This is a genomic window from Streptomyces sp. NPDC003016, assembly GCF_053591455.1.
In genome coordinates, this window is the sequence record NZ_JBSFTV010000008.1 from 1 (window position 1) to 19449 (window position 19449).

At 72.3% G+C, this 19449-nt stretch carries 14 protein-coding genes; 6 read left to right on the forward strand and 8 right to left on the reverse strand.

What is annotated here, in order from left to right; genetic code table 11:
- Positions 1-134: 134 nt before the first annotated feature.
- The 3 genes from pyk to pta form a co-directional block, all read right to left on the reverse strand.
- A complete protein-coding gene (gene pyk / locus ACWDZ4_RS08705) occupies positions 135-1568 on the reverse strand; it encodes a pyruvate kinase (protein ID WP_451507700.1) in 1434 nt (477 codons plus the stop codon).
- Positions 1569-1642: 74 nt separating this feature from the next.
- On the reverse strand, positions 1643-2905 hold the full coding sequence (locus ACWDZ4_RS08710) for an acetate kinase (RefSeq protein WP_451507701.1): 1263 nt from the start codon (positions 2903-2905) through the stop codon (positions 1643-1645).
- Positions 2902-4977 (reverse strand): phosphate acetyltransferase, encoded by a 2076-nt coding sequence (gene pta / locus ACWDZ4_RS08715; protein WP_451507702.1) that lies wholly within the window; start codon positions 4975-4977, stop codon positions 2902-2904. Before pta ends, ACWDZ4_RS08710 begins: the two co-directional genes overlap by 4 nt.
- Before the next feature lie 282 nt (positions 4978-5259).
- Between pta and ACWDZ4_RS08720 the strand changes: the two genes are divergently transcribed.
- Entirely contained in the window at positions 5260-6285 is a 1026-nt protein-coding gene (locus ACWDZ4_RS08720; protein WP_451507703.1) for an ATP-dependent 6-phosphofructokinase, read from the forward strand.
- Positions 6286-6392: 107 nt separating this feature from the next.
- On the opposite strand, the gene ACWDZ4_RS08725 is transcribed toward ACWDZ4_RS08720, so the two are convergent.
- From ACWDZ4_RS08725 to ACWDZ4_RS08735, 3 genes are all read right to left on the reverse strand, one after another.
- Positions 6393-7067 (reverse strand): helix-turn-helix domain-containing protein, encoded by a 675-nt coding sequence (locus ACWDZ4_RS08725; protein ID WP_451507704.1) that lies wholly within the window; start codon positions 7065-7067, stop codon positions 6393-6395.
- A 102-nt stretch (positions 7068-7169) separates the two neighbouring features.
- Entirely contained in the window at positions 7170-7853 is a 684-nt protein-coding gene (locus ACWDZ4_RS08730) for a response regulator (protein ID WP_451507705.1), read from the reverse strand.
- Between the two features lie 79 nt (positions 7854-7932).
- Entirely contained in the window at positions 7933-9621 is a 1689-nt protein-coding gene (locus ACWDZ4_RS08735) for a sensor histidine kinase (RefSeq protein ID WP_451507706.1), read from the reverse strand.
- 130 nt (positions 9622-9751) lie between these two features.
- On the opposite strand from ACWDZ4_RS08735, the gene ACWDZ4_RS08740 reads away from it, so the two are divergent.
- From ACWDZ4_RS08740 to ACWDZ4_RS08760, 5 genes are all read left to right on the forward strand, one after another.
- A complete protein-coding gene (locus ACWDZ4_RS08740; RefSeq protein ID WP_451507707.1) occupies positions 9752-11110 on the forward strand; it encodes a cation:dicarboxylate symporter family transporter in 1359 nt (452 codons plus the stop codon).
- Between the two features lie 186 nt (positions 11111-11296).
- Positions 11297-11485: an imine reductase family protein gene (locus ACWDZ4_RS08745; RefSeq protein ID WP_451507708.1), complete on the forward strand. Its 189-nt coding sequence runs from the start codon at positions 11297-11299 to the stop codon at positions 11483-11485.
- A gap of 53 nt (positions 11486-11538) precedes the next feature.
- A complete protein-coding gene (locus ACWDZ4_RS08750) occupies positions 11539-11943 on the forward strand; it encodes a MerR family transcriptional regulator (protein WP_451507709.1) in 405 nt (134 codons plus the stop codon).
- Positions 11944-11976: 33 nt separating this feature from the next.
- Entirely contained in the window at positions 11977-12312 is a 336-nt protein-coding gene (gene trxA, locus ACWDZ4_RS08755; RefSeq protein WP_451507710.1) for a thioredoxin, read from the forward strand.
- Between the two features lie 159 nt (positions 12313-12471).
- Entirely contained in the window at positions 12472-14745 is a 2274-nt protein-coding gene (locus tag ACWDZ4_RS08760; protein WP_451507711.1) for a HelD family protein, read from the forward strand.
- A 6-nt stretch (positions 14746-14751) separates the two neighbouring features.
- Here the strand turns inward: ACWDZ4_RS08760 and glgB are convergent, their stop codons facing one another.
- Both glgB and ACWDZ4_RS08770 read right to left on the reverse strand, forming a co-directional pair.
- The gene (gene glgB / locus ACWDZ4_RS08765; protein ID WP_451507857.1) at positions 14752-17373 is read right to left on the reverse strand and encodes a 1,4-alpha-glucan branching enzyme; all 2622 of its coding nucleotides are present in this window, start codon (positions 17371-17373) and stop codon (positions 14752-14754) included.
- Positions 17374-17743: 370 nt separating this feature from the next.
- The gene (locus ACWDZ4_RS08770) at positions 17744-19375 is read right to left on the reverse strand and encodes a maltokinase N-terminal cap-like domain-containing protein (RefSeq protein WP_451507712.1); all 1632 of its coding nucleotides are present in this window, start codon (positions 19373-19375) and stop codon (positions 17744-17746) included.
- Between the last annotated feature and the right edge of the window lie 74 nt (positions 19376-19449).

The window sequence follows — 19449 nt, forward strand, 5'->3', positions numbered from 1 at the left end:
ACCGTGTTCGCCTGCGCTGTCTGTGGCGCTGCGCTGACGGGGCCGCTGCAGCGTCTGCCGGCAGTGCCGGTCGAGACGACCGGGGAACGGGCCACCGCCGTTCACGTGCCGCGGAAGCGGACGGCCTCGGCCGCTCAGTCGCGCTCGCTGCCGCCGCCCAGGTGGTGCACCCGGACCATGTTGGTGGTGCCGGGGATGCCGGGGGGCGAGCCGGCGGTGATGACCATGGTGTCGCCGTTGTTGTAGCGCTGGAGCTTGAGCAGCTCGGCGTCCACCAGCTCCACCATCGCGTCGGTGTTGTCCACGTGCGGGACGACGAAGGACTCGACGCCCCAGCTCAGCGCGAGCTGGTTGCGGGTGCCGACGTCGGTCGTGAAGGCCAGGATCGGCTGGGCCGCGCGGTAGCGCGAGAGCCGGCGGGCCGTGTCGCCGGACTTGGTGAAGGCGACCAGCGCCTTGCCGTTCAGGAAGTCCGCGATCTCGGCGGCCGCGCGGGCGACCGAACCGCCCTGCGTACGGGGCTTCTTGCCGGGGACCAGCGGCTGGAGCCCCTTGGAGAGCAGCTCCTCCTCGGCCGCGACGACGATCTTCGACATCGTCTTGACCGTCTCGATCGGGTACGCCCCGACCGAGGACTCCGCGGACAGCATGACCGCGTCCGCGCCGTCCAGGATCGCGTTGGCGACGTCGGACGCCTCGGCGCGCGTCGGACGCGAGTTGGTGATCATCGACTCCATCATCTGGGTCGCGACGATCACCGGCTTGGCGTTGCGGCGGCACAGCTCGATGAGGCGCTTCTGCACCATCGGGACCTTTTCGAGCGGATACTCGACGGCCAGGTCGCCGCGGGCGACCATCACACCGTCGAACGCCATGACGACGCCCTCCATGTGCTCGACGGCCTGCGGCTTCTCCACCTTGGCGATGACGGGGACCCGGCGGCCCTCCTCGTCCATCACCTTGTGGACGTCCTTGACGTCGTCGGCGTCGCGCACGAAGGACAGCGCGACCATGTCGCAGCCCATCCGCAGGGCGAAGCGCAGGTCATCGACGTCCTTCTCCGACAGGGCCGGGACGTTGACCGCCGCGCCGGGCAGGTTGATGCCCTTGTGGTCGGAGACCACACCGCCCTCGATCACGATGGTGTGGACCCGCGGGCCCTCGACCGAGACGACCTTGAGCTCGACGTTGCCGTCGTTGATCAGGATCGGGTCGCCCTTGGAGACGTCGCCGGGCAGACCCTTGTAGGTCGTGCCGCAGATCGACTTGTCGCCCGGTACGTCCTCGGCGGTGATGACGAACTCGTCCCCGCGGACCAGTTCGACCGGCCCCTCGGCGAACTTCGCCAGCCGGATCTTCGGGCCCTGGAGGTCGGCGAGCACGCCCACCGCGCGGCCCGTCTCCTCGGCGGCCTTGCGGACCAGGTCGTACCGGCCCTGGTGCTCGGCGTGGGTGCCGTGGCTGAAGTTGAAGCGGGCCACGCTCATGCCTGCCTCGATCAGAGCCACAAGCTGGTCGTGGGAGTCGACGGCGGGACCCAGTGTGCAAACGATTTTGGAACGGCGCATGAGGCGGATCCTATCGGTTTGTTTCGCTGCGGAATATTCCGTCTGGTGGAATGTACAAATGGGCGGGAGGCCGCTCAGGCGTTGACCAATGCATACGCCTGCCGGGCGATTTCCAATTCCTCGTCGGTCGGTACGACGGCGACCGCGACCCGGGCGTACTCCGGCGAGATCACCCGCGCCGAATCCGCCCGTACGGCGTTGAGATCGGCGTCCACCGCCAGACCCATTTCCTCCAGGCCCGCGATAGCGGCCGCGCGCACCGGCGCCGCGTTCTCGCCGACTCCCGCCGTGAACGCCACCGCGTCGACCCGGCCCAGAACGGCGTAATAGGCACCGATGTACTTCTTCAGCCGGTGGATGTAGATATCGAAAGCCAGCCGCGCCCGCTCGTCGCCCTCGTCGATACGGCGGCGTATCTCCCGCATGTCGTTGTCGCCGCACAGGCCGACCAGACCGCTCTTCTTGTTGAGCAGTACGTCGACCTCGTCGGCGGACATCCCGGCGACCCGCATGAGGTGGAACGTCACCGCCGGATCGATGTCACCGGAGCGCGTACCCATCACGAGCCCCTCCAAGGGCGTCAGCCCCATCGAGGTGTCCACGCACTCCCCGCCCCGCACGGCGGTCGCCGAGGCGCCGTTGCCCAGGTGCAGCACGATGACGTTGACCTCGGAGGGGTCCTTCCCCAGCAGCCTGGCCGTCTCGCGGGAGACGTACGCGTGCGAGGTGCCGTGGAAGCCGTAGCGGCGGATGCGGTGGGCGTCGGCGGTCTCGACGTCGATCGCGTACCGGGCCGCGGACTCCGGCATCGTCGTGTGGAAGGCCGTGTCGAAGACGGCGACCTGCGGCAGGTCGGGACGCAGCTCCCGCGCCGTGCGGATGCCGGTGATGTTCGCCGGGTTGTGCAGCGGGGCGACCGGGACGAGCCGCTCGATCTCCTTCAGCACCTCGTCGGTGATCACGGTCGGCGCGCTGAACTTCAGGCCGCCGTGCACCACCCGGTGGCCGATGGCGGCCAGCGCGGGGGAGTCCACGCCGAGCCCGTCGCGCGAGAGTTCCCCGGCGACGGCCTCCAGCGCGGCCGCGTGGTCGGCGATCGGGCCGGTGCGCTCGCGCTTCTCGCCGTCGCCGCCGGCACCGGTCAGCGGGGTGTGCACCAGGCGCGAGGTCTCCTCGCCGATCCGCTCGACCAGGCCGACGGCCAGACGCGTGTGGTCGCGCATGTCGAGCAGCTGGTACTTCACCGACGAGGAGCCGGAGTTGAGGACGAGGACGCGCGTGGCAGCAGTCACGGGTGCGGTGCTTTCTTGGCTCGGAGGGATGGGCGCGGACGTCATGCGGTCTCGCCCTGGGCCTGGATCGCCGTGATGGCGACCGTGTTGACGATGTCCTGGACCAGGGCGCCGCGCGAGAGGTCGTTGACCGGCTTGTTCAGGCCCTGGAGCACCGGGCCGACGGCGACGGCGCCGGCCGAGCGCTGGACGGCCTTGTAGGTGTTGTTGCCGGTGTTCAGGTCCGGGAAGATCAGCACCGACGCCTGGCCCGCGACCTCGGAGCCGGGCAGCTTGGTGGCGGCCACGGACGGCTCGACCGCGGCGTCGTACTGGATCGGCCCCTCGACCAGCAGGTCGGGGCGGGTGGCGCGCACCAGCTCGGTGGCCTCGCGCACCTTGTCGACGTCCGCGCCGGTGCCGGAGGAGCCGGTCGAGTACGACAGCATCGCGATCCGCGGGGCCACGCCGAACTTCCCGGCCGTGGCCGCCGACTGGACGGCGATGTCCGCGAGCTGCACGGCGTCCGGGTCCGGGTTGACCGCGCAGTCGCCGTACACCAGCACCCTGTCGGCGAGCAGCATGAAGAAGACCGACGAGACGATCCTGGCGTCCGGCTTGGTCTTGATGATCTCGAAGGCGGGACGGATGGTCGCGGCGGTGGAGTGCACCGAGCCCGACACCATGCCGTCGGCCAGGCCCTCGTGGACCATCATCGTGCCGAAGTAGTTGACGTCGGCCACCACGTCGTACGCCAGCTCCACGCTGACGCCCTTGTGGGCGCGCAGCATCGCGTACGACTCCGCGAAGCGGCCGCGCAGCTCGGAGGTCTGCGGGTCGATGAGCTGGGTCTTCGTGAGGTCGATGCCCAGGTCGGCGGCCTTCTTGCGCAGGACGTCGACGTCACCGAGCAGCGTCAGGTCGCACACGTCGCGGCGCAGCAGCACGTCGGCGGCGCGCAGCACGCGCTCCTCGGTGCCCTCGGGCAGCACGACGCGGCGGCGGTCGGACCGGGCCCGCTCCAGCAGCTCGTGCTCGAACATCATCGGCGTGACACGGCCGCTGCGGGCCACCGCCATCCGCTCCAGCAGGTCGGCGGTGTCGACGTACCGCTCGAAGAGGCCGAGCGCGGTCTCCGCCTTGCGGGGGGTCGCGGCGTTGAGCTTGCCCTCCAGGGTGAAGAGCTCGGTCGCGGTGGGGAAGGAGCCCCCGGGCACCGAGACCACCGGGGTGCCGGGGGCCAGGCGCGAGGCGAGGGTGAGGACTTCGGCGCCGGGGCGCTCGTCGAGGGTGAGGAGTACGCCTGCTATGGGCGGGGTTCCGGCGCTGTGCGCGGCGAGCGCGCCCACCACCAGGTCCGCGCGGTCGCCCGGGGTCACGACGAGGCAGCCGGGGGTCAGGGCGTTCAGGAAGTTCGGCAGCATCGCGCCGCCGAAGACGAAGTCCAGGGCGTCGCGCGCCAGGCCCGAGTCGTCGCCGAGCAGCACCCTGCCGCCGAGGGCGTGGGTGATCTGGGCGACCGTGGGGGCGGACAGCGCCGGCTCGTCCGGCAGGACGTAGCAGGGCACCGGGAGGCGGGCCTCCAGGCGCTCGGCGACCTCCGCGCGGTCGGCCGGGGCGACGCGGTTGGCCACCATCGCGAGGACCTGGCAGCCCAGGGCCTCGTACGCGCGGTACGCGTTGCGGGTCTCGGCGCGCACCGCGTCGGCGGGCTGCTTCCTGCCGCCGACCACCGGGATGACCGAGGCGCCGAACTCGTTGGCGAGGCGGGCGTTCAGGGCCAGCTCGTCGGGCAGCTGGGTGTCGGCGAAGTCCGTACCGAGCACCAGGACGACCTCGTAGTCCCGCGCCACCCGGTGGAAGCGGTCGACGATGCGGGACACCAGCTCGTCGGTGCCCTTCTCGGCCTGGAGGGCCGCCGCCTCCTGGTAGTACATGCCGTACCCGGTCGCCGGGTCCTGCGACAGCCGGTACCGGGCGCGCAGCAGGTCGAAGAGCCGGTCGGGCCCGTCGTGGACCAGGGGGCGGAACACGCCCACCCGGTCCACCTGGCGCGTCAGGAGCTCCATGACTCCCAGCTCGATGACCTGCCGGCCGTCTCCCCGGTCGATCCCGGTCACGTACACGCTGCGCGTCACGTGTGCTCTCCGTCCAGTTAGGGTGGTCTTGCCCTCTTGACAATACCTGTGCGGGTGGATAGGGCGCCCGCCGGGCGAGGGGGTTGTGAGGCCCGGAACCGAAGGCCCCGCACGGGCTGTACGACGGTTTTGCGGCGGCTGTGCTACGGCCGCGCGGTGCCCCGGCGAGGCCCTGTCCGGGCCTTGTGATCCGGAGTAGCCGGAAGCGCGGAGCCCATGCGAGCCGTGAAACAATCGGGTTCTGGCTCACATGTACCACTAGCGAGCAGGAGACACAGCACGATGCGTATCGGAGTTCTCACCGCAGGCGGAGACTGCCCGGGGCTGAACGCAGTGATCCGGTCGGTCGTGCACCGTGCCGTGGCAGGTCACGGCGACGAAGTCATCGGGTTCGAGGACGGTTTCAAGGGCCTGCTCGACGGCCATTACCGCCCGCTCGACCTCAACGCCGTCAGCGGCATCCTCTCCCGCGGCGGTACGATCCTCGGTTCCGCGCGCCTGGAGCGCAACCGGCTGCGCGAAGCGGCCGAGAACTGGCACGAGCTGTCGGAGCGCACCGGCATCGACGCGCTGATCCCGATCGGCGGCGAGGGCACGCTCACCGCGTCCCGGATGCTGTCGGACGCGGGGATGCCGGTCGTCGGCGTACCCAAGACCATCGACAACGACATCAACGGCACCGACCGCACCTTCGGCTTCGACACGGCCGTCGGTGTCGCGACCGAGGCCATAGACCGTCTGAAGACCACCGCGGAGTCCCACCAGCGCGTCATGGTCGTGGAGGTCATGGGCCGGCACGCGGGGTGGATCGCGCTGGAGTCCGGGATGGCGGGCGGTGCGCACGGCATCTGCCTGCCCGAGCGCCCCTTCCAGGTCGACGACCTGGTGAAGATGGTCGAGGAACGCTTCGCGCGCGGCAAGAAGTTCGCGGTCGTGTGCATCGCGGAAGGCGCGCGTCCGGCCGAGGGCTCCATGCCGTACGAGAAGGGCGCCATCGACCAGTTCGGGCACGAGCGCTTCACCGGCATCGGCAACCGGCTCGCGAGCGAGCTGGAGAAGCGGCTCGGCAAGGAGGCCCGGCCGGTCATCCTCGGCCACGTGCAGCGCGGCGGCACCCCGACGGCGTACGACCGCGTCCTCGCGACCCGCTTCGGCTGGCACGCGGTGGAGGCGGTGCACCGGGGCGACTTCGGCAAGATGACGGCGCTGACCGGCACCGAGATCACGACGGTGCCGCTGGCTGTGGGCGTCGAGGAGCTGAAGACAGTGCCGGAGAAGCGGATGTACGAGGCGGAATCCGTCTTCTAGCCGCGCCACTCGCGCGCTTCGCGCGTTCCGCCGCGCACCGGGCGGCCCCGGCCGGCTCCTTCTGGCCGGCCGGGGCCGCCCGGCCGTTCTCGGGTTCGCCCCGCCCCTCAGCGCACCAGCTGCCAGAAACGGCTGACGATCCCGTCCAGGAACTCCCGGCCCGCCGCACCGTCCCCCGCATCACCGCCGCCCCAGCTCAGCGTCGCCACCATCCGCGACTGGTAGTCGGCGTGCAGCCGCTGGAGCGCGTCCTCCACCTGCTTCCGCTCCAGCGGGACCAGCTTCGCCGTCGGGCGTACGTACGCCTGCCAACGCGTCGTCACCGCGCTGCGCAGCACCTGCGCCAGGTCCTCGTCGCGGCCCGTCGCCGTGAGGAACTGCTTCGCCGAAAGGCCGAGCACGTCGGCGAGCGCCGCCGACTGCCGTTCGTTGCCGCGCCACCGCCCCGCGTCCTCCATCCGCTGGTACGCGCCCTCGTCCAGGCCCACCAGCCGTGCCAGGTCGGGCACCCCGAGGCCCCGGGCCATCCGGTGTTCGCGCAGCGTGGTGGGGGTGGCGAGCAGGTCGCCGACCGAACACCACAGGACTCCGGCGAGCGCGGTGATCTCCTGCGAGTCGGGCGCGCGCAGCCCTCGCTCCCAGGCGGTGACCAGGTCGGGGCCGATGTTCAGCCCGTACTGCGCACGCAGCCCGTAGGCGACGTGGCCGGGTGCCATTCCCAGGGCTTCGCGCAGGCGGCGCGCGGCGGGGGCGTTGAAAGGCGGAGTGGGGTGCACGGGCACACCGTACGGAGGGCGGGGCCACGGCGACTACGGTGCGTTCCCCCAACATCACAACTCGTAGGAACGTCCTACGATCCCGCGGAAGGGAACCGGCGCGGTCCTTCAGCGCGCGGTGGTCCACCGGTAGTACAGCTCCGGGCGGCCGATCTGCCCGTACTGCGGACTGCGCTCGGCGCGGCCCGTCGCGACCAGGTGCTCCAGGTAGCGGCGGGCGGTGATCCGCGAGATCCCGACCTCGGCGGCGGCCGTCGTCGCGGTGATGCCGTCCGGTGCGCCGCGCAGGGTACGGGTCACCGCCTCCAGCGTCGGGGCGCTGAGCCCCTTGGGAAGGGCGGCGGGCTGGGGAGCGCGCAGGGCGGCGAGCGCCCGGTCCACCTCGTCCTGGCCGCTGGCCTCACCGGCGGCCGCCCGGAACTCGGCGTAGCGGACGAGGCGGTCGCGCAGGGTGGCGAAGGTGAAGGGCTTCAGGACGTACTGGACGACGCCGAGGGACACGCCTTCGCGTACGACGGCCAGGTCGCGGGCCGAGGTGACGGCGATGACGTCGGCGGTGTGGCCGGCGCCGCGCAGCGAACGTACGAGCTGGAGGCCGTGTCCGTCGGGCAGGTAGAGGTCGAGGAGGAGCAGGCCGACGGGTTCCCGGTCGAGCGCCCGCACCGCCTCCGCCCGGGAACGGGCGACCCCGGCCACGGAGAAACCGGGCACGCGGCCGACGTACAGCGCGTGGGCGCCGGCGGCGACGGGGTCGTCCTCGACGACGAGGACGCGGATGGGGGGCGGGTTCATGGGGCCGTCTCCGGTCGCGGGGCGGTGGAAGGAGGGGGAAGAAGAGGAGGAGGGGCGGGGGAAGAAAAGCTCTGCCGCGTCATACCCGTGTCCCCTTCTCTTCCTCTTTCTCCGCCGCCACGCGCAGCGGCAGCCGTACCGTGAACTGCGCGCCGCCCCCGTGAGCTTCGGCCAGTGCCACCGTGCCGCCGCCCCGGTGCACCGCCTGGCGCACCAGCGCCAGCCCCAGTCCGCGCCCCGCGCTCTTCGTCGACCAGCCGCGGGCGAAGACCGCGTCGGCCGACGCGGGCGCCACCCCCGGCCCGGTGTCGGCCACGCGCAGCAGCAGTTCGACGCCGCTGCCGCTGCCGCTGCCGCTGCCGCTGCCGCTGCCGCTGCCGCTGCCGCCGCCGCCGCTCCGTTCGGTGCGGGCCGTGACCGTGACCCGTGCGCCGTTGCTGCCCTGCGCCGCGTCCACCGCGTTGTCGATCAGGTTGCCCAGGATCGTCACCAGGTCCCGGGCCGGCAGCGTACCGGGCAGCAACCCGTCGTCGATCCGGCTGTCCTCGTCCAGTACGAGCGCCACGCCCCGCTCGTTCGCCTGCGCCGCCTTGCCCAGCAGCAGCGCCGCGAGCACCGGCTCGCCGACCGCGCCGACGACCTGGTCGGTGAGGGCCTGGGCCAGCTCCAGTTCCGCCGTGGCGAACTCCACCGCCTCGTCCGCGCGGCCGAGTTCGATGAGGGAGACGACCGTGTGCAGCCGGTTCGCCGCCTCGTGGGCCTGCGAGCGCAGCGCCTGCGTGAAGCCCCGCTCCGAGTCCAGCTCGCCGGACAGCGCCTGGAGTTCGGTGTGGTCGCGCAGGGTCACGACCGTGCCGCGCTGCTCCCCGCCGCTGACCGGCGAGCTGTTGACGACGATCACCCGGTCCGCCGTCAGGTGCACCTCGTCGACGCGCGGCCCGGGGGCCAGCAGCGCCGCCGTGAGCGGCTCGGGGAGGTCCGTTTCGGCCACCGGGCGGCCGACCGCGTCCGGCCCGAGGCCGAGCAGTTCGCGCCCGCCGTCGTTGATCAGCGCGATGCGCTGACGTCCGTCCAGCATCAGCAGCCCCTCGCGTACGGCGTGCAGCGCGGCCTGGTGATAGTCGTGCATGCGGCTCAGTTCGGCGGCGTTCATGCCGTGCGTGTGCCGCCGCAGCCGGGCGTTGATGACGTACGTACCGGCTCCGCCGAGGGCCAGCGCCCCCGACGCCACGCCGAGCAGCGCCGCCACCTGCTGCCGCACCTGCGCGCTGATGGTCTCGATGGTGATGCCGGCGCTGACGAGCCCGATGATCCGCCCGCCGCGGGCCTCGGTGTCCCGTACCGGCGCCACCACGCGCACCGACCGCCCCAGTACCCCCACGTACGTCTCGTCGAAGGTGCGGCCCGCCAGGGCCGGCCCCGTGTGCCCCAGGTACGTCCTGCCGATCTCCTGCGCCTCCGGGTGCGTCCAGCGCGTGCCGTCCGGCGCCATGATCGTGACGAAGGTGACGCCGGCCTCCTTGCGGAGCGCCTCGGCGTACGGCTGGAGGAGCCCGGTCGGGTGGTCCGAGCGGGCCGCCTCGATCACCGCGGGCGACTTCGCGACGGCGGTGGCGGTCGCGAAGACCTGCCGCCGCGCGGTCTCCTCGGCCTGTGACCGGTCCGAGACGTACGCGAAGGCCGCACACCCCGCGACGATCACCGCCACCAGCACGACCTGCATCGCGAAGAGCTGGCCGGCCAGGCTGCGTGGGCGGGGGAGGCGCATGCCGCAAGTGTGCCTGGCCGAAAACCTGTGAACGTAATGCACGCAAGGGTGACGGGCGTCACAGGGGTGGTGGATAGTCGCCGGGACCCATCGGGACGTGGGCGTCGCACCACCATACGAGGAGGACCCCGTGGCAGGCACAGCCGCAGGACGGGACCGTACGCACTATCTGTATATCGCCGTCATAGCCGCCGTGATACTCGGCATCGTGGTGGGCTTCGCCGCTCCCGGTGTGGCCGTCGAGCTCAAGCCACTCGGCACCGGCTTCGTCAATCTGATCAAGATGATGATCTCGCCGATCATCTTCTGCACGATCGTGCTGGGCATCGGCTCGGTCCGCAAGGCCGCCAAGGTCGGCGCGGTGGGTGGCATCGCACTCGGCTACTTCACGGTGATGTCGCTGGTCGCGCTCGCCATCGGCCTGCTCGTCGGCAACGTGCTGCACCCCGGTGACAGCCTGGCGGTGACCGACGCGATCAAGGAGGCGGGGCAGGGCCAGGTCGCGGCCGAGGCCAAGGACACGGTCGAGTTCGTGCTCGGGATCATCCCGACCACGTTCATCTCCGCCTTCACCACGGGCGAGGTCCTCCAGACCCTTCTGGTGGCGCTGCTCGCCGGCTTCGCGCTGCAGGCCATGGGCGCGGCCGGCCAGCCCGTTCTGCGCGGTGTCGAGCACATCCAGCGGCTTGTCTTCCGCATCCTGGGCATGGTGATGTGGGCGGCGCCGATCGGTGCCTTCGGCGCGATCGCGGCCGTCACCGGCTCGGCCGGTCTGGACGCCCTGAAGAGCCTCGCCGTACTCATGCTGGGCTTCTACGTCACCTGTTTCCTCTTCGTCTTCATCGTGCTCGCCGCGCTGCTGCGCATCGTCGCGGGCCTCAACATCCTCACGTTCTTCGCGTACCTGGGCCGTGAGTTCCTGCTGATCCTGTCCACCTCCTCCTCCGAGTCCGCCCTCCCGCGGCTCATCGCGAAGATGGAGCACCTGGGCATCAGCAAGCCGGTGGTCGGCATCACGGTTCCGACCGGCTACTCCTTCAACCTCGACGGCACCATGATCTACATGACCATGGCCTCGCTCTTCATCGCCGACGCCATGGGCGACCCGATGTCGGTCGGGGAGCAGATCCCGCTCCTCCTCTTCCTCCTCGTCGCGTCGAAGGGCGCGGCGGGCGTCAGCGGGGCCGGACTGGCCACCCTGGCCGGCGGCCTCCAGTCGCACCGCCCGGAACTGGTCGACGGCGTCGGCCTGATCGTCGGCATCGACCGCTTCATGAGCGAGGCGCGCGCCCTGACGAACTTCGCGGGCAACGCGGTGGCGACGGTGCTGGTCGGCACGTGGACGAAGGAGATCGACAAGGAGCGGGTCGACCAGGTACTGGCCGGTCTGGTGCCGTTCGACGAGAAGACGCTGGTCGACGACGCGCACGGCGACGTGCCGGATGTGCCGGAGGAGCGGAACGACGAAAAGGCGGCGGCGCGCGTGTGACGTGACGACGCCACGACGCGGCGGGCGGCCCGGCCGGTACGGAATCCCCTTCCGTACCGGCCGGACGGCCGTGCGGCGGAACGACAGCCCGCGGAACGACAGCCCGCGGAACAACCGCAGCCGCCTTGGCCGTTGGCCTCGATGCCTGCCTGCCTGCCGGTGAGTATCCGACTTCCGAGTCGGTACTTGCCGGCCGGCCGGTGTCACCGGACCGCGAGCGTCGACCACCTCCCGCACATGTCGCGGGAGCGCGGCCTCGACACGGGCCACCTGGGGGCGGTCAAGGCCGTCGCCGACCGTGCGATCGCCGAGGGGCACGGCGCGGACGACTGGGTGAGCGCAATCGAGGTGCTCGAGCTCGAGCTCAACGGCTGAACCCCGGCCTCCTCCCTTGCCTTGACGCCGACGTCAAGGATTACCGTCGGGGCATGCGAATCGGCGAGCTGGCGGAGCGGGCGGGGACCACCACCCGGGCGCTGCGCTACTACGAGTCCCGCGGGCTCCTCCCCGCCCGGCGCGCGGTCAACGGCTACCGCACGTACGGCGAGGACGACCTGCGGCTCCTCCAGCAGATCCGGACCCTTCAGGACTTCGGGTTCGACCTGGAGGAGACCCGCCCCTTCGTGGACTGCCTGCGGGCGGGCCATCCGGCGGGGGACTCCTGCCCGGCCTCGCTGGAGGTGTACCGGCGCAAGCTGTCCGAACTCGACGCGCTGATCGGCCAGTTGCAGGCCGTACGCACCCAGGTGGGCACCCAGCTCGCCCGCGCCGAGCTCGAAGCCGGCGCCGCGCTGCCGGGCGGTCCCGAGCCGCGCTGCGAACTGACGGACTGACGGACGACGGACCGACGGATTGAGGAGACTTCGATGGTGCAAGCAGTGGGTGTGGACGCGGTCACGGACGCGACCTTCGACGAGGACGTACTGAAGTGCGACCGGCCCGTCCTCGTGCAGTTCACGGCCGACTGGTGCGGCCCGTGCCGCCAGCTCGCGCCCGTACTGAGCGAGGTGGCCCGGGAGGAGGCCGGCCGCCTCAAGATCGTCCAGCTGAACGTGGACTTCAATCCCGGGACGACGATCCGGTACGGCGTGCTGTCGACGCCGACGCTCATCGTCTTCCGCGACGGCGAGCCCGTGAAGCAGATGGTCGGCGCCCGCCCCAAGCGGAAGCTCCTCCAGGAACTGGCGGACGCGGGCAGGTAACCGGGCCCGGCGGGCCCCAGGCTGCCGCGGGCAAAAGAAATACCCCGGGGAATTGACACCCGGGGTATTTCGCTGCGTATATTGGACGTTTCTGCGACCTTGTGCGAAACGGGTCACAGAGGTGCCGTATGAACACAGCTTAGCTTGTTGCGAGCTCAATTGTCAACCGAGGAATTTCAGAAGGAGCAGGAATTCATCACCGGGCTCTACGCGCGCCTCGATGACCTGCGCGAAGAGGCCGAAGCCACCGCCACATCGGCATTGACGCAGGTGGCAACGGGTCACCAGGCGAAACTTGAGCGCGATGTGCTGGTGGCCGAACAGTCCGGGCTGCTCTCCGCATTCCATGCCGAGGAGAGCGGACTCTGTTTCGGGCGGCTCGACTTCCAGGACGGGCGCCAGTACCACATGGGCCGTATCGGAATCCGGCAGAACGACGCGGAGCGCACGCCCCTCGTCGTCGACTGGCGGGCCGAGATCGCCCGCCCCTTCTATCTCGCGACCGGGCATTCCCCGATGGGACTGCGCCGCCGACGCCACATCACCACCGAGGGCCGCACCGTCACCGCGCTGCACGACGAGATCCTGGACCTCACCGACACCACCCGCACCGGCCACGAGGGCTCCGCCGCGGACACCGTGCTGCTCGCCGCGCTGGACGCGGCGCGCTCGGGGCGGATGCACGACATCGTGCAGACCATCCAGGCCGAGCAGGACCGCATCATCCGCGCGTCCCACCAGGGCGTCCTCGTCGTCGAGGGCGGTCCCGGCACCGGCAAGACCGTCGTCGCACTGCACCGCGCGGCGTACCTGCTGTACGCCTACCGGGACCTGCTCGCCCGCCGCGGTGTGCTGATCGTCGGGCCCAACCCGGCCTTCCTCTCCTACATCGGCGAAGTGCTGCCCTCGCTCGGCGAGACCGGAGTGCTGCTGGCGACCGTGGGCGAGCTCTTCCCGGGCGTCGCCGCCACCGGAACCGACACCGCCGAGGCGGCCGAGGTCAAGGGCCGGGCCGCCATGGCGGACGCCCTCGACCGCTTCGTACGGGACCGGCAGACCGTGCCCGACCCGGCCGTCGAGATCGAGCACGACGACGGCACGCTGCTGCTGGACCGGGCGATGGCGGAGGACGCCCGGGCCGCCGCCCGTCAGACCGGGCTGCCGCACAACCTCGCCCGCCCGCACTTCGCCTTCCGGATCATCGACGCGCTCACCGCGCAGCTCGCCGACCGGATCGGCTACGACCCGTACGGCGGCCCCAACTTCCTCGGGCCCGACGACATCGCCCAGCTCGGCAAGGCCGTCGCGCTCAGCGGTGAAGTGCACGAGGCCATCGACGCGCTGTGGCCACCGCTCACCCCCCAGCAGCTGGTCGCCGACTTCCTCGCCGGCCCCGTTCACCTCCCCGACGCCGACGCCCGGCTGATCCGGCGCGACGGCGGTGCGTGGACGCCCGCCGACGTACCGCTCCTCGACGAGGCCGCCGAACTGCTCGGCGAGGACGACTCGGCCGCGCGGGCGGCCGAGGAGGCCGAGCGGCAGCAGCGCATCGCCTACGCCCAGGGCGTGCTGGACATGGCGTACGCCTCCCGCACCTACGAGTTCGAGGACAAGGAGGACGTCGACGAGGACGCGTCCGAGGTGCTGGGCGCCCACGACATCGTCGACGCCGAGCGGATGGCCGAGCGCCACGAGGAGGCCGACCACCGCAGCACCGCCGAACGCGCCGCCGCCGACCGCACCTGGGCCTTCGGCCACATCATCGTCGACGAGGCGCAGGAGCTGTCCGCGATGGCCTGGCGGCTGCTGATGCGGCGCTCCCCGACGCGCTCGATGACCCTGGTCGGCGACCCCGCCCAGACCGGGGACGCGGCGGGCTGCGACTCCTGGCAGCAGATCCTCGGCCCGTACGTCGGCGACCGCTGGGCCTACACCCGGCTCGGGGTCAACTACCGCACCCCCGCCGAGATCATGGAGGTCGCGGCCGGTGTGCGGCGGGCCCAGGACCCGGCCTTCGAGCCGCCGGGCTCCGTCCGCTCCACCGGTGTACGCCCCCGGGCGCGCGCCACCGAGCCGGACGCCCTCGCCCGTGCCGTCGCCGAAACGGTCGCGGACGAGGCGCCACGGGAGGGACGGCTGGCCGTCGTGGCCCCCCGGGAGCTGCACGGGGCGCTGGCCGCCGCCCTCCCCGGCGCCGCGCACGGCGCCGCGCCCGACCTCACCCGGTCCGTCGTGCTCCTCGACCCGCGGCAGGCGAAGGGCCTGGAGTTCGACACGGTGGTCGTCGTCGAGCCCGGACGGATCCTCGCCGGATCGCCGCGCGGCGCGGGCGACCTGTACGTGGCCCTGACCCGGGCCACGCAGCACCTCGCCGTCGTCCACACGGGAGCCCTCCCCGCATGCCTGCGGGAAGGGCTCGCGCGCACGTCGTGAATGACGTCAGGCCGGCTTGAACCACACCGTCGCCAGCGGCGGCAGCGTCAGCTGCAGACTCGACCGGTGCCCGTGCGCCCCGGCCGGTTCGGGCTTGACCGGCTCCGTGTTGCGTACGTCGCTGCCGCCGTACCGGGCCTCGTCCGTGTTCAGGACCTCCGTCCAGGCCGGGATGAGGTCCGGGACGCCGAGCCGGTACTCGTGCCGTACGACCGGCGAGAAGTTGGACACGGCCAGCAGCGGACCGCTCTGCGCGTCGAAGCGCAGGAACGCGAAGACGTTGTCCTCGGCGGCGTCGCCCGCCACCCACGCGAAGCCGTCGGGGACGGTGTCCAGCTCCCACAGGGCCGGTGTGGCGGTGTAGACCTGGTTCAGGTCGCGGACCAGGTCACGCACGCCGCGGTGGTCCGGCTCCGCCGAGTACGACGGGTCCAGCAGCCACCAGTCGGGGCCGTGCCCCTCCGACCACTCCGCCCCCTGCGCGAACTCCTGCCCCATGAAGAGGAGCTGCTTGCCGGGGTGCGCCCACATGTAGGCGAGGTACGCGCGGTGGGTGGCGCGCTGCTGCCACCAGTCGCCCGGCATCTTGCTCACCAGGGACTGCTTGCCGTGCACCACCTCGTCGTGGGAGATGGGCAGGACGTAGTTCTCGCTGTACGCGTACACCATCGAGAACGTCATCTCGTTGTGGTGGTACTTGCGGTGCACCGGCTCCTTGCTGATGTACACCAGCGAGTCGTGCATCCACCCCATGTTCCACTTCAGGCCGAAGCCGAGGCCGCCGCTGTCGGTGGGGCGGGTGACGCCCTCCCAGGCGGTGGACTCCTCGGCGATCGTCACGACGCCGGGGTTGCGGCGGTAGACGGTCGCGTTCATCTCCTGGAGGAAGGCGACGGCGTCCGGGTTGTCGCGGCCGCCGAACTCGTTCGGCGCCCACTGGCCCTCCTCGCGCGAGTAGTCGAGGTAGAGCATCGAGGCGACCGCGTCGACGCGCAGGCCGTCGATGTGGAACTCCTCGCACCAGTACGTGGCGTTGGCGACCAGGAAGTTGCGCACCTCGGGGCGCCCGTAGTCGAATTCGAGCGTGCCCCAGTCGGGGTGCTCGGCGCGCCGCCAGTCCTCGTGCTCGTACAGGTGGGGCCCGTCGAACCGCGCCAGCGCCCAGTCGTCCTTCGGGAAGTGGGCCGGGACCCAGTCCATGATGACGCCGATGCCGGCCCGGTGCAGCGCGTCGACCAGGTAGCGGAAGTCGTCGGGCGTGCCCATGCGGGCCGTCGGCGCGTACAGGCCGGTGACCTGGTAGCCCCACGATCCGCCGAAGGGGTGCTCGGCGACCGGCATCAGTTCGACGTGGGTGAAGCCGAGATCGGACACGTACGCGGGGAGCTGCTCGGCCAGTTCGCGGTACGACAGGCCGGGCCGCCAGGACGCGAGATGGACCTCGTAGACCGAGAACGGCGCCTCGTGCACCGGCCGGTCGGCGCGGTGGGCCATCCACTCCTGGTCGTTCCAGACGTGGTGCGAGGCCGTCACGATCGACGCGTTGGCGGGCGGGACCTCGGTGCGGCGGGCCATCGGGTCGGCCCGCATCGTACGGCTGCCGTCGGGGCGCATGATCTCGAACTTGTAGAGCGCGCCCTCACCGACGCCGGGCACGAACAGCTCCCAGATGCCGGACGAGCCCAGGGAGCGCATCGGGAAACCGATGCCGTCCCAGAAGTTGAAGTCGCCCACGACCCGCACACCCCGGGCGTTCGGCGCCCAGACGGTGAAGCGGGTACCGGCCACCCCCTGGTGGACCGTCGGCTGCGCGCCGAGCGCCCGCCACAGCTCCTCGTGGCGGCCCTCGCCGATCAGGTACAGATCGAGCTCGCCGAGGGCGGGCAGGAAGCGGTACGGGTCCTGCACCTCCAGCTCGTTGTCGTCGTACGTGACGAGGAGCGTGTACTCCGGCGGCACGGCGTCCAGCGGCAGTACGCCGGAGAAGAATCCGTCGCCGTCGTCGTGCAGCGGGGTGCGGTGACCGGCGGCGAGCACCGTCACGGCCCGGGCGCAGGGCCGCAGCGCGCGCAGGACGACGCCGGTGGCTTCGCCCTGGAGCGGGTGGGCGCCGAGGACGCCGTGCGGGTCGTGGTGGTCCCCGGCGAGCAGCCGGCCCCGCTCGACGTCGTCGAGCGCGAGGGGGCCGGGCCGCGGCTTCGTGCGCGCGGCGGCCCCGGCGTCCTGCGCCGCCTTCGGTGCGGAGTCGGGCGGCCCGTCCGCGGCGCCGGGCTGCGGGGCCCGCCGCGACCTGGTGGCCCTGGCCGGCTTCACCGCGGGCGCCGCGGCGGTCTCCGGCTTCGCACGCCCGCGGGCGCCGCGGCCGGCCTCGGCGTCCTGCGCGGCCTTGGGCGCGGAGTCGGGCGGCCCGGCGGCGGCCGCGGGCTCCGGGGCCTGCGGTGCCTTGGCGGCCTTGGCGCTCTTGGCCGTCCTGGCGGTCTTGGCCGGCTTCACCGTCTTGGCGGCCCGGGCGGGCTTGCGCGGCTGCGGGGTCTCGGCGGCCTTCAAGGGCTGCGGGGCCTGCGGCGGCTCGGTGGCCTCGGCCTGCTTCGGGGCCCTCGCGGGCCTGGCGCGCTTCCGGGGCGGCACGGGCTGCGCGGCGTCGGGCTGTACGGCGTCGGGCTGTACGGCGTCAGGCAGCGTGGGCACGCCGGGCAGCGCGGGCGCGTCGGACACGTTCGGGGTGTCGGCGGACTTGCGGGACGGTGGACGGGGGGTCACGGGTGCGGCCTCCTCGGGAGGATCCGGTCGGGTTCGGTGAACGGGGGGAGGGTGGTCGAAGGACGCTTCACGAAGGCGCGGGGGCACGGCGGGCGGGCCGCGCACCGAAACCGCCGGCACCGGGCGCGCCGGACCGGCGCCGGACGGGCCGCGCTTTCGGCCCCGGCCGGCGATCGGGGCCTTCGGGAAGGGGCGGGGCGGGGAAGGAGGAGATCCGCCGCTCCGGGGGCGCGGTGGGTCATGGCGCCGCTCCCGGGGTGCGGTCGGTGTCCGGGGGCGGTTCGGGCGCGCGGTGGCCGACGGTGTCCGAGGACGGGGCGGGGCCACTGTGCGGGGGCGTCCCCGGGGGCCGGGTGGGGCCGCTGTGCCTGGCCGTGCCCGGGAGCGGGCCGGTGGTGCGGTGCGTGGTGGTCTCCGGGCGGTGGCGGGCGGCGCGGGCCTCCGGGGTCGCCGAGGCCAGGCGCTGGACGGCCGCCAGGGGGACCGGGAGCCAGTCCGGGCGGTGCCTGGCCTCGTAGAGGACCTCGTACACCGCCTTGTCCGTCTCGTACGCCCGGAGCAGCTCCGGCTCGTCGCGCGGGTCGGCCCCCGACGACTTCGCGTACCCGGTGCAGAACGCCTCACGGCACCGCGTCGCCCAGTCCGCGTCCCACGGCTGGTGGGAGCGGGCCGCGTAGTCGAAGGACCGCAGCATGCCCGCCACGTCGCGTACGACCGGCTGCGGGCGCCGCCGCTCCGCGAGCGGGCGTGACGGCTCGCCCTCGAAGTCGATCACCGACCACTCGCCGCCCGGCGCGCGCAGCGTCTGGCCCAGGTGCAGGTCGCCGTGGACGCGCTGGGCCGGCCACGCCCGCCCCGCCCGCCCCAGCGCCGCGAACGCGTCGAACGCGGTGCGCAGCGCGGGGACGTAGGGGACCAGTGCGGGCACCGCCTGCGCCGCCGCGTCGAGCCGCTCGGTCATCGCCGCCGCCAGCAGCTCCGTCTGCTGCCTGCGCAGGGTCGTCGTCGGCAGGGCGCCGGCGAGCGCGGTGTGCACCTCGGCGGTGGCCCGGCCCAGCGCCTGCGCGTCGGCGGTGAAGTCCTCGCCGGTGGCGAGGGACCGCAGCGCGCGCTGCCAGCCGTCCTCGGAGCCGCGCAGGAAGGGCTGCAGGACCCCGAGGGTGTACGGCTCGTACGGGTTGTCGGCGTTGGCGGCCTCGTACCAGGCGACCGGCGCCGGCACCCGCTCGCAGCCCTTGCGGGCGAGCGCGAGCGGCAGCTCCAGATCGGGGTTGGAGCCGGGACTGACCCGGCGGAACACCTTGAGGATGAACGAATCTCCATAGACCAGCGAGGAGTTGGACTGCTCGGCGCCCAGCGGCCTGGGAATGAGCCCGGGCGGGATGACGGCCGACGGGTCGCGGTCGAAGCGCAGCGCTCCCGGCGCACCGGCGGTACGCAGCCGTTCGAGGAGCAGACCGGCCAGGCGCGGGTCCAGGAGCGCGTCGTAGACGGTGAGTCCGGCCAGCGGCCCCTCCTGGACGTGCCCGATGAGGGCCGGCGCGAGACGCGGCGGCAGCGCGGGCCGTACGCCGAGCAGCAGTTGGTAGCAGTCGGCGACCGGCGGCGCCGGTGGACCGGGTGACGCCGCGACGGGCTGCTGGACGCTCACGAGCAGGTGCAGCAGACCGGGACTGCCCTGGGCGGGCAGCAACTCCGTGGCAGCGACCAGCGAGAACCCGGTGACCGGGCGCCCTTTGCCCGCGAACCACCGCTGCCTGGGCAGCCATTCATGGAGCAGCGGCGCCAGCGAGGGGAGCAGCGCCGGGGGTGGGGCTGGAGGAGTGGCGCGGCGGGCGGCCGTACTCCGGGTGGATGCAGCCTCCGACATGGCATCGCGTCCTTTCCCCGGGCACACCACAGGATGCGCAGAGTGTCCCGGATTGCGACCGTAGCTGTCCGGGC

Excerpts from the sequence above, each read along its gene's own strand:
- ACWDZ4_RS08770 (WP_451507712.1), bottom strand. The coding sequence starts at position 19,375 with ATGTCGGAGGCTGCATCCACCCGGAGTACGGCCGCCCGCCGCGCCACT.
- pyk (WP_451507700.1), bottom strand. The coding sequence starts at position 1,568 with ATGCGCCGTTCCAAAATCGTTTGCACACTGGGTCCCGCCGTCGACTCC.
- ACWDZ4_RS08735 (WP_451507706.1), bottom strand. The coding sequence starts at position 9,621 with ATGCGCCTCCCCCGCCCACGCAGCCTGGCCGGCCAGCTCTTCGCGATG.
- trxA (WP_451507710.1), top strand. The coding sequence starts at position 11,977 with ATGGTGCAAGCAGTGGGTGTGGACGCGGTCACGGACGCGACCTTCGAC.
- ACWDZ4_RS08750 (WP_451507709.1), top strand. The coding sequence starts at position 11,539 with ATGCGAATCGGCGAGCTGGCGGAGCGGGCGGGGACCACCACCCGGGCG.
- ACWDZ4_RS08720 (WP_451507703.1), top strand. The coding sequence starts at position 5,260 with ATGCGTATCGGAGTTCTCACCGCAGGCGGAGACTGCCCGGGGCTGAAC.
- ACWDZ4_RS08710 (WP_451507701.1), bottom strand. The coding sequence starts at position 2,905 with ATGACGTCCGCGCCCATCCCTCCGAGCCAAGAAAGCACCGCACCCGTG.
- ACWDZ4_RS08730 (WP_451507705.1), bottom strand. The coding sequence starts at position 7,853 with ATGAACCCGCCCCCCATCCGCGTCCTCGTCGTCGAGGACGACCCCGTC.